Raw genomic sequence first — 14477 nt, 5'->3', positions numbered from 1 at the left:
TTGAACCCGTCGGTTGCGGCTAACATAGACGCAGCGCGCGGGCTTGCACGAGGTGCGTCCGATGGAGTGCGCCGGCTGCGGTTTCGATATTCAGAGCGGCTTTGCTTTCTGTCCGCGATGCGGAGCAAGGCAACCTATCGCTTGCGCCGCTTGCGGCTATCCCTGCCAACCGGATTTCGTCTTCTGCCCCCGTTGCGGCGCCGCGACTTCTGACAAGAGGTCCCCTCCTCCCACCGCCACTACCAAGCCGAACGTCGAGACGATGCCGGTAAAATCCGATGGCGATGCCGACCGACGGCCGGTGACCGTGCTTTTTGCGGATCTCTGCGGCTTCACGACGCTGAGCGAGCAGATCGACCCGGAAGTCATGCGGGTGTTGCAGAACGACTTGTTCGAAGAGATGACGCAGGCGGTCGAGGCCTATGGCGGCTTCGTCGACAAGTTCGTCGGCGATGCGCTGCTGGCCTTGTTCGGCGCGCCGGTCGCCCATGAAGACGACCCGGTGCGGGCACTGAACGCAGCACTTAACATGATCGAGCGGGCGACGCAGGTCGGCGAGCGCTGGCAGCCCCGCGCTGGCGTGCCGCTGCGTCTGCATATCGGCATCAATAGCGGTCCTGTCGTCACCGGCGGCTTCGGCGCCATCAGCGCAAAATCCTATTCCGTGACCGGCGATACGGTGAACACGGCCCAGCGCCTGCAATCGATGGCCGGCGAAAACGATATCCTCGTTGGACCGCTGACCTATCGCCTCACCCGCCATGCTTTCGCCTTCGACAATCTCGGCGCCCAAAGCTTGCGCGGCAAAAGCGGCAATGTGCTTGTGCATCGGCTGACGCGGCCACTCGAAGCGCCACATACGGCGCGCGGTCTCGAAAGTTTCGGCCTTCAGGCACCGATGATCGGGCGGGATACGGAGTTGTCTCGGTTGCTGACCTGCCTCGACCTTGCCTGCGGCGGTGCGGCACAACTCGTCCGTCTCATTGGCGATGCAGGCATCGGCAAATCGCGGCTGGCCAACGAGTTCATTGGAATTGCCGGCAATGCCGTCCGCTTTCAGGGCCTCGCCATCCGCAAAGCCACCTGCTCGCCTCTCGGCGAACAGTCCTATGGGACACTGGCCGCGGTCGTGCGCAGCGCCTACGGCATCGGCGAGCGGGACGATCTCGGCAGGACGCGACAATTGCTGGCGAATGGATTCCGCGCACTTGACCTCACGCAGGAGGATGTCGACGGGCTTCTACCGCTTTTCCTGCATGTGCTTGGTCTCGGCGATCCGAGCGGAGCGCTGCGGCACATCGAGCCGGAGCAATTGCGCCGGCAGATCTTCTATGCCGTGCGGACCGTCTTCGAGCGGCGCCTGGCGCAGGGTCCGCTGCTGCTTGTCATTGAGGACCTGCATTGGGCCGATGCCGCCTCGCTGGAAGTGCTTCGCTTCATGATGGATCGGCTGGAGCGCAGCCGGCTGATGCTGCTTGCGATCTACCGACCGACATCACAGATCGATCCGCTGGATTCCAATCGTGTCAGCGTCACTGTGCAGCGTCTCGGTCCGCTCGTCGCGGCAGATGGGCAGAAGCTGCTTGCTGCTTTTTTCCGCGAGGATCATGGCAAGCTGCCGGCCGCAATGCGCAAACGCATCCTTGATCGTGCCGGTGGCAATCCACTTTTCATCGAAGAGATTCTTCGAGGATTGATCGACATGGGTGGGCTGCACAATGACGGTCAGCGCTGGGAACTTGCTGCGGAAGACACCGATGTCAATATTCCGGTCAATCTGCAGGCCCTGTTGCTCGCCCGTGTCGATCGTCTGCCACCGGAGATCAGACGGCTGGCGCAGGAGGCGGCGGTGGTCGGCCCAAAGTTCGACACCCTTCTGCTGCGCAGCGTTGCCAGCGAACCTCATGTCATCGACGCGGCGTTGGACTATCTTTGCGATACCGATATGATCGAGGAGTTGCGCGGGCCGGATGCCGGTGCTTCTCCCACCTATCGTTTCAGCCAGTCGCTGCTGCACGACGTCATCTACCATAATCTCCTGCTGCAGCGGCGCATGGAGCTGCATCACCGGATCGGCCGTGTTCTGGAACGCCAATATGGCGCAACGCCGGATCGGCCCGAGCATCTGGCCCAGCTCGGCCATCATTTCAGCCTGACCACGGAAAAAGCGAAGGGCGCCGGCTATCTGATGGCAGCGGGCGATATGGCACGCAAGACCTACGCCAATGACGATGCCATGCGGCTCTATCGCCAGGCGCTCGCAACCTTCGAAAACGAGCCGGAGGTGGCGCCGGAGCAATCGGCGCTGCTGGAACGTCTGGCTGATCTCTGCGGCCCCGCCGGTCGCCGCGACGCCGCCTTAAGCCATTATCAACGGGCGCTCTCGATCCATCGCAACGGTGACGATCGAATTGCGGCGGCCAGGATATTGCGCAAGATCGGCCGGCTGCATCTCGAGGCGGGACGCCGCGATCAAGCGGAGGCACATTGCGCCGAGGCGGAAACGATGATCGCGACGATCGACTCGCCGGTCGAACACGCGCATCTCCTGCAGGAGCGCGGCCATCTTGCCTTCCGCATGGGCGACCAGGCGGCAGCTGCCGAATGGGCGACGCAGGCCCTGCAACGGCTGCAGACGCTCCCCATCGACGGAACGACCGAGGCCGGGCGAGAGGCGGCGCGCGCCATGGCGGAGGCGCTGAACACCAAGGGCGCAGCGCTCGCACGGCTTGGCCGCCGCCGCGACGCCGTGCTGGAAGTGGAGCGCAGCCTCACCGTCGCCGAAAAGGCCGATCTGCAAAGCGCTGCCTGTCGCGCCTATTCCAATCTCGGCGTACTCTACACCATTGTGGATCCAGCCAACGCCATCAAGATCTGTCGGCGGGGGCTGGAGGTCGCGACCCGTATTGGCGATCTCGGCTTTCAGGCCCGCCTTCTCGCGAACCTTGCCGTTTCCTGCTGTACCTTTACCGACCGCTGCGCCGCCGAGGGCGTGCCGGCGGCCGAGAAGGCCGTGGAAATCGACCGGGCGCTGGATCAGCGTGACCACTTGTCTGTGCCCTTGATCGTTCTGGGGCAGATCCATCAATGTCACGGGAAGCCGAAGCTCGCGCGCAAATATTACGAGGAAGCCCTTGAGGTTGCGAAGGAAATCGATGAGCCGCAATTGCTCTTTCCATGCTATGATGGCTTGGCGACACTAAGCCTGGAACATGACGACCTGGTCGAGGCGGAGCGTTTTTTCACGCTGGCTCAAGATGTATGTGCCCGCCACAACCTCGATCCGGGCACGCTTGTCGTATTGCCGTTTCTCGACTGACTGTCCTCGTTGTGACGGTCGCCGGAGATCTGTTGGGAGAACCTATTCAAGGAGATAAAGGGAGGAACGAGACATGCAGGAGAACCATACCGAAAGACCGTTGCAGCCGGGAGATCGCGCGCCGAATGTCGTGCTGGATGCGATCACTCGCCAGGGCAAGATCGCGATCGACGATTTTCGCGGCCAGAGGCCTGTGCTTGTGGGACTATTCCGAGGACTGCATTGTCCCTTCTGCCGCCGTCAAATCGCCGCAATGTCCGAACTCACGGGTGCCCTTCAGGAAAAAGGCATCGACAGCCTGACCGTTGTCAACACGCCGATCGAACGCGCCCGGCTTTACTTCCGGTACCATCCGCTTCCCAATCTGCTGGCTGCTTCCGATCCGGAGCGGGTATCGCACAGGGCCTTCGGTCTGCCGAATGTCCAGTTCACCGAGGATGAGACCGACTGGCCGCACAAGGTCGGCATAAGCGCGGTGCGGTCGATGCGCATCGAAATGCCGAGCGAACTTCCCCAGCCGATGGATCCGATGACGGCGATGGAGTTCCTCGACAAGGCGGATGGCTATGAAATCACCGAGGACGACAAACATATGGTTGCGACAGGCGAAGGCCAGCTCGTCGGCGAATTCCTGCTCGATCGGGATGGTGTCATTCGCTGGTGCTTCACCGAGGCCGAAGAGGCCGGTCGTCATATGTTCGGCATTCCCGCCCCGCGCGAGGTGATGTCGGCAGCGTCCAACATGGCTGTTTGAACGAGCGATCTTTCCGCTTGGAGCCATGCCTTGAGCATGATCCTACGCGCTGCGCGCTCAAGGGATCATGCTCTATATTTTAGCCGCAACGGCCGGGCGCTCCTGTGGTGTTTCCAGGTCCAGGGTTGCCGCGTTCAGTGCTTTCATCGCCGCCTGGATGAAGCCTTCGCGCGCCGCGGCGATCTGAATGCCGCGCGGCTCATAGACGTGGCGATGCAGAAAGAATCCGGTCAGACGAAAGGCAGCAGAAAGGCTGTCTCCATCAGCAGCGACCACGGCTCCGGTCGTCAGAAATGGCGGCAGGATCAACATCTTATCCGCCCATGGCATGCCAGCTGCGCGGCAGACGGCCCGCCCGCTTTTCGGCGAAACGAAGGCCAGATCCTCACGCCCGCCAGTGGCCGCGCATTCGGTCAAATCGAGACCGAAACCGAGATCGTTCAAGACGGCAAGTTCGAAACGCACGAAAAGTTCGCCGGCGTCGGCAGGGTTCTGCAGGTTTTCCAGAATGACGTCGAGCGCATCATAAAGATGCGGGTGCGGGTCGCGCTCGGGCAGCAGCCGAAGCAACGCAGCCATCGCCTGCACGCCGTAGACGGCGGTGGCGGTTTCCATCAGCCGCGCCGCTCTCAACGTCACCGGTTCCATACGAAATTCGCCCAGATGCTCGTGCAGCCTCGCTCGCCAGGTCGCTTCTACGAGATTGCCGGCCTGCAGCACCGGCTGCATAGAGCGAGACCTGCCACCTCGCACCATTCCCATGTGACGACCCCGCGAACGCGTCATCACCTCGACGACGACGCTGGTCTCGCCGTGGCGCTTGACGCCCAAGATGATCGCGTGGTCTTGCCACTGCATCGGCCGGTTTATCCTAAAAGAATGTCTCGATTCGAGTTTAGGACAAATGACCCCTGATGTCACATGGCGGAGGGTTTGCCGATGGCCGACAGCGTTTGGACGAAAAGCCGCATGGCTTGCTCATCGAAAGGCTTGTTCAAAAGCGGCACATGCCGCAGGTCCGACGGAAAGTCCAGCGTATCGGAATAGCCGCTGACAAAACCGAAGGCGATGCCGCGCTCCAGCAGCAAACGCGCGAAGCCGAAGCTCGTCGTTTCCCCCAGATTGACGTCCAGCATCGCGAAATCATAGCTATCAGAGTGAATGGCGCTAACCGCCTGTTCCAAATTCGAGGCAATTTCAACTTGCCCAATCCCGACAAGGCGCAGTATTTCCTCCACCTCCATCGCAATAATGAGATTGTCTTCAAGAATAAGGACACGTTGAAGCATCATCTCAACGTCATCCCCAAATGCATGCACCAAGCCATACGGCCCGTTAAGAAATTCCACATCTATCCCTCCGGCGCCAATCATCGGCCCGTATTGAATGGAAGGTTTCCCATCCGTTCCTGGCTAGGTCTGTTGTGACATGACTTCGCCTGCAACCCGCTTCGCACTTTTTGCATTGCGGTACTATGGGCTCGTCGATGTGCTCCAATCGCTTTTGCCGCCGGGGTTAGTAAAGAATGAAACTGGTCGAAAAGTGACGGACGTATTAATCTAAGCTGATACAGTTGAGGCCGACATTTAAAAAAGACATGTCGCCGATCACAATAAATATCGTCAAATGAAGGGTCGCTTGCCCGAATCAGGATTGTCCCAACCGGCTACATCTGCGAGGCCCTTCGCATCCAGAACGCTGCAGCCGCGATCCTGCCAGAGAATCAGTCCGCGCCCGGCCAGCTTTTTCAACGTCTTATTGGTATGGACTACGGAAAGGCCGAGCGTATCGGCGACATGCTGCTGCGTGATGGGAATGACTTTGCTGCCGTTGAAGAGACGAAGAGCGTGGGCGCGCTGATACAGATAGGCAATGAGATAGGCGGCTCGCTCAAGGGCTGATCGGCGTCCGATGCTGAGCAAATGTTCGTCCAGAATCCGCTCTTCGCGTGCCGCAATCCAGGTCAGATCGAAAGCAAGAGGCGGATGGGAGTTGTAAAGCGTCATCAGTTCCGTGCGCTCGAAGACACAAAGCGAGATCGGCGACAGCGCTTCCGTGGAATGCTGCATCTCCCCCATGATAGAGCCCTGCAGCCCGATAAGATCGCCCGGCATGACATAGTTGAGGATCTGCCGTCGGCCATCCTCCAGCGTCTTGTAGCGAAAGCCCCAGCCGGACAGGATGGTGAAGAGATGCGCGCTATGGGCGCCTTCCAGAAAAATGGTAGCGCCCGCATCGACGAGCAACTCGCCTTTCTTGAAGCCGCTGATGAAATTCAGCTCGTCACGCTCGAATTCCCGAAAATGCGGCAGAGACCTCAGCGGACATTCCTGACATGGAGTTCGCTGTCCATGCATCGCCGCGGCCTTCATCATGAAACGCTCCCCTGTGTTGCATCAGTTCAGGCGACGCGCCCGATAAACTGTTGCAATATAAAGCATTCAGGAGAGCAAAGTTCCATCAGTGCGGGAAGTCGAGGCCCATTTCCCGGAAGCGCTCGGGATCGTCGCCCCAATTCTCGCGCACCTTGACGAAGAGGAAGAGATGGACAGGCTGCTCCAGTATCTCGGAGAGCTCCTTGCGCGATGCAGTCGAGATCGACTTGATCGCCTCGCCGCCCTTGCCGAGGGCAATCTTCTTCTGGCTCTCACGCTCGACATAGATCACCTGCTCGATGCGAACCGAGCCGTCCTTGCGCTCCTCCCACTTCTCCGTCTCGACATGCGAGGAATAGGGAAGCTCCTGATGCAGACGCAGGAACAGCTTTTCGCGGGTGATTTCGGCAGCGAGCTGGCGCATCGGCAGATCGGAGATCTGATCCTCGGGATAATACCAGGGGCCTTCCGGCAGTGTCTTTGCCAGATAGTCCATCACATCGTCGCAACCGGAGCCATTCTCAGCGGAGATCATGAAGGTCTGATCGAAGGCGATCTTCTCATTGGCGGCAGCAGCAAGCGCCAATAAGTCCTCGCGGCGGACGCGATCGATCTTGTTGAGCACGAGGATTTTCCGCTGCGGAACTTCTTTCAGCCCTTCCAGAATGGCTTCGGCGTCGCCGCGCAAACCGCGCTCGCTGTCGATCAGCAACATGATGAGATCGGCATCCTTGGCGCCGCCCCAGGCCGACGTCACCATGGCGCGGTCGAGGCGACGGCGCGGCTTGAAGATGCCGGGCGTATCCATGAATACGATCTGCGCATTATTGTGAATAGCGATGCCGCGAACGACGGCGCGCGTCGTCTGCACCTTGTGGCTGACGATCGAAACCTTGGCGCCAACGAGCCGGTTGAGCAGCGTCGACTTGCCGGCATTGGTCGGGCCGATGAGGGCCACGAAGCCGGAATGGGTCGGGCCGCCATGTTCAACCGTGCCGTCGTCGGCGGGCGCATCTTGCTGATTGGTCATCTTTTCCGTCGTTTCCACGGCCTCCCCGATCTCATTCCGACAACAGGAAGGCTCAATACTCTTGTTTCTTTCGGCATTCCCCACGGAAAACCGCTATGCACTTTTCCTGGAAATGCTGTTTTCCTGTTCTTCCGCATTCAAGACGGAAAACTGCTGCGCATTTTTCCCGAAATGCTCTCGGCAATCACTTCTCAGAGGGTTGAGACTGCCATACGCCTTCGCGCTCCAAAATCCGCGTTGCCGCCACCTGTTCGGCCGCGCGCTTGGAGCGATCAATTCCTGTTTCGGGTGCGGTTCCCGTCACTTCCACGGTCACCGTGAAGCGGGGATCATGATCCGGTCCGCTGCGATCATCAACCCTGTAGATCGGGGTTACGCCGAATTTCGCGTGCGCCCATTCCTGCAGTTCCGTTTTTGCGTCGCGTCTCGCCCCGTCGGGCCGAACCGCGCGGCGCTGCCAATAGCGCAGAATGAACGTGCGCGCCACTTCGAGGCCACCATCCAGATAAAGCGCGGCAATCAGACTTTCGACGACATCGGCGCGCACGTTGAGCATGCGCTTGCCGGTCAGCTTCTTCACGTCGGCACCGGTGCGAATGTAGAGATGCAGCTGCATCTCGTCGGCAACTTCGGCGCAGGTTTCGGCGCTGACCAACTGATTGAGGCGAACCGAAAGCTCGCCTTCTGTTGCCGTCCCGAAAGTACGGAACAGAAGCTCGGCGATGCATAGGCCGAGAACGCGGTCGCCGAGGAATTCCAGCCGCTCGTAATTGCCCGACTTGTGCGTGCGGGCGCTGGCATGTGTCAGCGCCCAATCGAGGCGATCCCTTTCGGCAAACTCGTAGCCTATCGCAGATTCAAGCTTGACGCGATCCGCCTGCGAGAGCGTTTGCACTTTCGTCATTCGACAACCTTGAAGAGGCGATCCCAACGCATGTTGGTCGGCCATTTCCAGATTTCGCGGAACGACGTGTCGTGGCCGAGCGAGAAGAAGATGACACTGGCGCGACCGATCAGATTTTCGAACGGCACGTAACCGACATCGAAGCGGCTATCGTCGGAATTGTCGCGGTTGTCGCCCATCATGAAATAATGTCCGGCCGGAACGACGTATTCCTGCGTGTTGTCACCGCGCGAATTCGGCGAAAGATCGAGCGTATCGTAGACCTTGCCGGTATCCGGCATGCGCTCGCTGTAGACGGGGATCTTGTCGCCCGGTTCCTGGCTGTAGTCAGATGCGAAGGTGCCGTGCGGCTCGCGCGGCACTGCCTGACCGTTGATATAGAGAACGTCGTTCTTCATCTGGATGCGATCGCCGGGCAGACCGATGACGCGCTTGATGTAGTCGACATCAGGATTGGGCGGGAAGCGGAATACGACCACGTCACCGCGCTTCGGCTCGCTGGAGAAGATGCGGCCACTGAACAGGTTCGGCGAGAACGGCAGCGAATACTTCGAATAGCCATAGGCGAACTTGTTGACGAAGATATAGTCGCCGACAAGAAGCGTCGGCATCATCGAGCCTGACGGAATGGTGAATGGCTGAAATAGAACCGTGCGGATGATCATGGCCAGGACAAGCGCCTGCACTATGACCTTGATGTTTTCCCACAGAGCATTCTGCTGTTTAACGGCTTTCTCGGACACGCAGTCTTGTTCCTTTTTCGCACCCCACCGGCGCAACTTGCATTCGGCTTCTCTCTACTCGCTTCAAATCACCGCGGCAATGCCGCCGGCGTCAAAAGCAGCATCCGACAGCGATTCAGCCCTCTATCGGCAATGCCTCGATGATCACGAAGGCCTGAGCAAGAGGAAAATCATCCGTTATCGTCAAATGAATGGCAGCGCGATGATTCTCAGGCAGCATGGAAGCCAACCTTTCCGCCGCTCCTCCCGTCAATTGCATGGTCGGCTTGCCGCTCGGCAGATTGACGACGCCCATGTCTCGCCAGAACACGCCCTGCGCCAGTCCGGTGCCCAACGCCTTTGAGCAGGCCTCCTTGGCGGCAAAGCGCTTGGCGTAGGACGCGGCCTTATTCTTGCGGCCTTCGGATTTGGCGCGCTCGATATCGGTGAAGCAGCGATCCGTGAAGCGGGCGCCGAAGCGCTCCATCGTCTTTTCGACACGACGGATGTCGATGAGATCGCTGCCAATGCCGATGATCATGATGCGGCCCTCCCGGCGGCCCAGACGACGTCAGTGTGATGTCGGGTCAGTTTGATGTCAGACGCTCGACGAATTCTCGGCAAGCTCCAGGCGCTCGCGGGCGCGCTCCATCAGCCTCTCCTTGCGGCGCGTCTTGAAGGTCTTCACGCCATAATAGGTCAGCGCATAGACGATCACGCCCGAGATGATCGCGGGTGGAATGCCGCCGATCAGCATCGGTTTCAGGACCGGATCCCAGATTTGAAGGAGATCTCCCTTGTGCCAAAGCGCCGGCAGATCGACGCCGCCACCCTGGCTATTGCTGTCGCGCGCCAGGATCAGATGGCCGATCTCCCAGGTCAAAGCCCAGATGAAGGGGTAGGTAATGGGATTGCCGGCGGCCAGACAGCCGAGCGCGGACGCGATGACGTTGCCGCCGATCAGATAGGCGATAATGATCGCCATCACGAAGTGCACGCCGATGAACGGTGTCCAGGACACCACAATGCCTGCGGCAAAGCCGGCCGCAACCGAATGCGGCGACGCTGCAAGGCGAACGAGGCGCTTGCCAAAGTATTGAAAAGAACGAACGAAACCTTTGCGGGGCCAAATGTGCTCCCGCAACTTTTCCTTCAGTGTCAGTGGTTTTCGGCGACGAAATAGCATGCGGCTTATCTAGTGCACTGCGGGCGGTCATGACAAGACCGGCCAAACATATCCAGTGCCCGTTAGAAGCCGAAAGTACGGCCCTTTTAGGAACGTCGTCCGCGCTAACGCAGAAAGAAAGACGTTCTTTCATTTTCAGGCAGCATTCCCGCAAGTTCGGGAAGCTCCAAGGGCGCAGCAGCAGCACGCCCTTCTTGGTCTTGGAAGTATTGGCAGCGGTTAACGCTGGCGGAACAGACCGCGATCGACCTGACGCTGACGATATTCAAGGTCAAAACGGTCGTGCGAGCCATTCAGATAAGCCATCTCGCGTTCTTCAACGCTCGGAACGCGCAGGGCGCGGGCGATTTTCTTGATCGGGCTAAACATTGTCTTCTCTCATCTCTGTTTCGTTTCTTCGATGACCAGAAGATAGGCCCGAGAGAGGTTAATTACCACCTCTCTAAAATAGACACAGCCATGCGATAAGCGCATAGCTATCCGGAAAGCTGCTCATTTTTGGTCATAAAATGATCACAAAATATGCAGGCAGCATCAAATCGACCATGACGCCGGGCGGCGTCACTCATAAAGCCGCTTCACCGTGGCAATGCAATCGAGCTCCTTGAGCTGCACCAGAAGCTGGTTCAGCTGACGCAGATCCCAGACTTCGACGTCCAGCGCCATCTCGGTGAAGTCGGCGGCGACGCGAACCGTATTGAGAACGCGAATATTGACGTCGACATCGGCGACGGTCTGCGCGACCTTTGCCAGAGTGCCCGGCTCGTTCAGCGCGTTGATCAGGACGCGGGCAGCAAAGCGGGACTTGTTGGCTTCGTCCAGATCCCAGCGTACATCAATCCAGCGCTCGGGCTCGTCATCGAACCGCTGAAGAACCGGCGACTGGATGGGATATATGGTGATGCCCTTGCCCTTTTCCATGATGCCGACGATGCGGTCACCGGGAACGGCACCCGTCGGTGCAAAATGCACTTCGACATTGGCCGCCAGACCACGGATCGGTGGCGCCTCCGCATCATCGGCCAGATCGGCCTTGTTCTTGCCGGGAATCTTGAAAATCATGCCGGAGGCGCTGTGGACGTTGAACCAGCCTTCATCCCCGGCCGGCTTGACGGTGACGCGCTCATCCTGATGGTCGGGATAGACTGCGCGCAGCACATCGAGCGACGACATCTCCCCTCGCCCGACGGCGGCGATGGCATCTTCCACGTCCTTCTGGCCGAGACGATGCAGGGCCGGCTTCAGGGCATCCCGCGAGAAGATCTTGCCGGCACGCTCGAAGGTGCGCTCCAGAATGCGGTGGCCGAGGCCGGCATATTGCTTGCGAATGGCAAGCCGGGTCGCACGGCGAATAGCCGCGCGTGCCTTGCCCGTCACGACGATCTCTTCCCAGGCCGCCGGCGGCACCTGGACGCCGGAACGGATGATCTCGACTTCGTCGCCGTTGGTCAGTCGCGTCACCAGCGGCATGATGCGGCCGTTGATCTTGGCTCCAACGGTGGTGTCGCCGATATTGGTGTGAACCGCATAGGCGAAATCGATCGGCGTCGCGCCGCGCGGCAGGGCAATCAGCTTACCCTTGGGGGTGAAGCAGAAGACCTGATCCTGGAACAACTCAAGCTTCGTATGCTCGAGGAACTCTTCGGGACTATCGCCCTCGGCCAGCGCCTCGATGGTGTGACGCAGCCAGGAATAGGCGCTGCTTTCCTTGGAAAGAACGTCGCCATCGCCATTGCCGTTTGCGCCGTCCTTGTAGAGCGTGTGGGCGGCGATACCGAACTCGGCGATCTCGTGCATGCGCTTGGTACGGATCTGCAGCTCGATACGCTGGCTGGAGGGGCCGACGATCGTGGTGTGCAGCGAGCGGTAGTCGTTCTGCTTCGGCGTCGAGATGTAGTCCTTGAACCGACCGGGAACGACGCGCCAGCGAGTGTGCACGATGCCGAGCGCCCGATAGCAGGACGGTATGTCGTCGACGAGAAGACGGAAGCCATAGATGTCCGAAAGCTGCTCGAAGGAGAGCGACTTCGACTGCATCTTGCGGAAGACCGAGTAAGGCTTCTTCAGCCGCCCCTTGACCATGGCATTGGCAAGGCCGTTGGCCACCAGCAGATCGCGCAGCTCGGTCTCGATCTTCTTGACGAGGCCTTCATTGCGTCGTGACAACTCCTCCAGTCGCTTGGTGACGGTGTCGTACGCCTCGGGGTTGATATGACGGAAGGAGAGCTCTTCAAGCTCTTCGCGCATGTCCTGCATGCCCATGCGGCCGGCAAGCGGCGCATAGATTTCCATCGTTTCTTCGGAAATGCGAGCACGCTTTTCCGGCGACATGTGATCGAGCGTGCGCATATTGTGCAGGCGATCGGCAAGCTTCACCAGAAGCACGCGAACGTCGTCGGAAATGGCGAGCAGCAGTTTGCGCAGGTTTTCGGCCTGCTTTGCCTTCTTGGTGACGAGATCGATTTTTTTGATCTTCGTCAGCCCCTCGACCAGGCGACCGATATCCTCGCCGAACAATTCGTCAATCTCGGCACGTGTCGCCGTCGTATCCTCGATCGTGTCGTGGAGGAGCGCGACCGCAATGGTCGATTCGTCCAGGCGCATATCGGTCAGGATGGCGGCAACTTCGAGGGGATGGGAGATATAGGGATCGCCGCTTGCGCGTTTCTGCTGGCCATGCTTCTGCATCGCATAGACATAAGCCTTGTTGAGCAGCGCCTCGTTGGCATCGGGCTTGTACTTCTGCACCCGCTCAACAAGCTCATATTGCCGCATCATTCCAAGGCTACTCCCTCAAAAACAAAAGCGCGCCAGTCATATGACCGGCGCACGCATCCCCTCATCATATCGCTCCTGCCCGGAGCATCAAGATCGACGATCAGTAATCGTCGCTTTTTTCCGGCGGAACAAGGCCTTCGATGCCGGCCAGCAGTTCTTCTTCCGACATCTGGTCGAAAGTGACGGCTTCCGGAGCGTCTTCTTCCTCGTCGCTGGCAGCCGAAGCACCACCGGCCGCAAGCAGGCTTGCTGGATCGGGCTCGGGCTCATCCACTTCGACATGCTTCTGCAGCGAGTGGATCAGATCTTCCTTGAGGTCGTCGGGCGACAGCGTCTCATCAGCGATTTCACGCAGCGCAACGACAGGGTTCTTGTCGTTATCGCGGTCGATGGTGATGGAGGAGCCCTGCGAGATCAGGCGGGCGCGATGGCTGGCAAGCAGCACGAGCTCGAACCGGTTCTCTACTTTATCAATGCAATCTTCTACTGTGACACGGGCCATTGCCTGTCCTTTGCGGTCGTGATGTCGTCATCATGTCTCGGAGTAGCACGCCGATACAAGCAAACGATGGCAAATTCAAGTTTTTCCTGTTTGAGCCCCTGCGCGCAATCCCATAAAGTGCTAAAATTCTCCTAGACAAATGGTGCATTCCACCTAAGATTGCTTGGAATATCGCGTAGCGTGCCCTAAATCTCGTTTATATGAATAATTCATAAAGTAATTCGAATTATTCTTCGGACGCTGTACAAGGCCTTGTTTTAGCTTACCTTTGAATAAAAAGATTACGTTTTTGTAACAGTGGATATGTAAGCGATGTTTGACCCACGCGAGAAAATCGCACTTTTTATAGACGGCGCCAATCTCTACGCTGCATCTAAGAGCCTCGGCTTTGACATAGACTACCGCAAGCTCCTGAAGGCGTTTCAAAAACGTGGATATCTGCTGCGCGCCTATTACTACACCGCCCTCATTGAGGATCAGGAATATTCCTCCATCCGCCCGCTGATCGACTGGCTCGATTACAATGGCTACAAGGTCATTACCAAGCCGGCGAAGGAATTTACCGACTCCATGGGACGCCGCAAGATCAAGGGCAACATGGACATCGAGCTGGCGATCGACGCCATGGAGCAATCCGAGACCGTCGATCATCTGGTGATCTTCTCCGGCGACGGCGACTTCACGACGCTGGTGGAAGCTTTGCAGCGTCGCGGCCGCAAGGTTTCGGTGATTTCGACGATGGCGACCCAGCCGCCCATGATTGCCGACGACCTGCGCCGTCAGGCCGATCACTTCATCGACCTCGTATCGTTGAAGGCCGAAATCGGCCGCGAACCCTCGGAACGCGCTCACCGCACTGCAGATGTGGCTCATACGGAAGCCGACGCCGAACAATAAAGCCGAATGG

Annotated in this window: 14 protein-coding genes; 3 read left to right on the top strand and 11 right to left on the bottom strand. The window is 58.9% G+C overall.

Annotated elements, in window-relative coordinates; genetic code table 11:
* The first annotated feature begins 61 nt into the window (after nt 1-61).
* Both GGD46_RS02380 and GGD46_RS02375 read left to right on the top strand, forming a co-directional pair.
* Entirely contained in the window at nt 62-3319 is a 3258-nt protein-coding gene (locus tag GGD46_RS02380; RefSeq protein ID WP_184701447.1) for an adenylate/guanylate cyclase domain-containing protein, read from the top strand.
* Between the two features lie 73 nt (nt 3320-3392).
* Complete coding sequence (locus tag GGD46_RS02375) at nt 3393-4073, top strand: peroxiredoxin-like family protein (protein WP_184701445.1); 681 nt, start codon at nt 3393-3395, stop codon at nt 4071-4073.
* A 72-nt stretch (nt 4074-4145) separates the two neighbouring features.
* Here GGD46_RS02375 and recO read toward each other — a convergent pair whose 3' ends face one another.
* The 11 genes from recO to rpoZ all read right to left on the bottom strand — a co-directional run bounded on the left by recO (nt 4146) and on the right by rpoZ (nt 13570).
* Nucleotides 4146-4931: a DNA repair protein RecO gene (recO, locus tag GGD46_RS02370; protein ID WP_184701443.1), complete on the bottom strand. Its 786-nt coding sequence runs from the start codon at nt 4929-4931 to the stop codon at nt 4146-4148.
* Nucleotides 4932-4990: 59 nt separating this feature from the next.
* A complete protein-coding gene (locus GGD46_RS02365; protein ID WP_409527657.1) occupies nt 4991-5422 on the bottom strand; it encodes a response regulator in 432 nt (143 codons plus the stop codon).
* Nucleotides 5423-5695: 273 nt separating this feature from the next.
* Nucleotides 5696-6448 (bottom strand): Crp/Fnr family transcriptional regulator, encoded by a 753-nt coding sequence (locus GGD46_RS02360; protein WP_184701441.1) that lies wholly within the window; start codon nt 6446-6448, stop codon nt 5696-5698.
* An 85-nt stretch (nt 6449-6533) separates the two neighbouring features.
* Nucleotides 6534-7478 carry a GTPase Era gene (gene era, locus GGD46_RS02355; RefSeq protein WP_184701438.1) on the bottom strand — a complete coding sequence of 315 codons (945 nt, stop codon included), beginning with the start codon at nt 7476-7478 and terminating at the stop codon, nt 6534-6536.
* Nucleotides 7479-7662: 184 nt separating this feature from the next.
* Nucleotides 7663-8382, bottom strand: a complete 720-nt coding sequence (rnc, locus tag GGD46_RS02350) for a ribonuclease III (RefSeq protein WP_184701436.1) — start codon at nt 8380-8382, stop codon at nt 7663-7665.
* On the bottom strand, nt 8379-9125 hold the full coding sequence (gene lepB, locus GGD46_RS02345; protein WP_184701434.1) for a signal peptidase I: 747 nt from the start codon (nt 9123-9125) through the stop codon (nt 8379-8381). Before lepB ends, rnc begins: the two co-directional genes overlap by 4 nt.
* A 115-nt stretch (nt 9126-9240) precedes the next feature.
* Nucleotides 9241-9645, bottom strand: a complete 405-nt coding sequence (gene acpS / locus GGD46_RS02340; protein ID WP_184701432.1) for a holo-ACP synthase — start codon at nt 9643-9645, stop codon at nt 9241-9243.
* A 57-nt stretch (nt 9646-9702) separates the two neighbouring features.
* On the bottom strand, nt 9703-10290 hold the full coding sequence (locus GGD46_RS02335; protein WP_184701430.1) for a DUF2062 domain-containing protein: 588 nt from the start codon (nt 10288-10290) through the stop codon (nt 9703-9705).
* A gap of 219 nt (nt 10291-10509) precedes the next feature.
* Nucleotides 10510-10659, bottom strand: coding sequence for a DUF3563 family protein (locus tag GGD46_RS02330; RefSeq protein ID WP_081615336.1), 150 nt, complete (start codon nt 10657-10659; stop codon nt 10510-10512).
* 192 nt (nt 10660-10851) lie between these two features.
* Nucleotides 10852-13068: a bifunctional (p)ppGpp synthetase/guanosine-3',5'-bis(diphosphate) 3'-pyrophosphohydrolase gene (locus GGD46_RS02325; protein WP_184701428.1), complete on the bottom strand. Its 2217-nt coding sequence runs from the start codon at nt 13066-13068 to the stop codon at nt 10852-10854.
* 100 nt (nt 13069-13168) lie between these two features.
* Complete coding sequence (gene rpoZ / locus GGD46_RS02320) at nt 13169-13570, bottom strand: DNA-directed RNA polymerase subunit omega (RefSeq protein ID WP_184701426.1); 402 nt, start codon at nt 13568-13570, stop codon at nt 13169-13171.
* Between the two features lie 312 nt (nt 13571-13882).
* Here rpoZ and GGD46_RS02315 point away from each other — a divergent pair, with 312 nt between their 5' ends.
* Nucleotides 13883-14467, top strand: a complete 585-nt coding sequence (locus GGD46_RS02315) for an NYN domain-containing protein (protein WP_184701424.1) — start codon at nt 13883-13885, stop codon at nt 14465-14467.
* The last annotated feature ends 10 nt before the right edge of the window (nt 14468-14477 follow it).

The organism is Martinezella lusitana (assembly GCF_014207095.1).
Classification (GTDB): Bacteria; Pseudomonadota; Alphaproteobacteria; order Rhizobiales; family Rhizobiaceae; genus Rhizobium; species Rhizobium lusitanum_B.
This window is presented reverse-complemented; position numbering and strand designations above follow the sequence as displayed.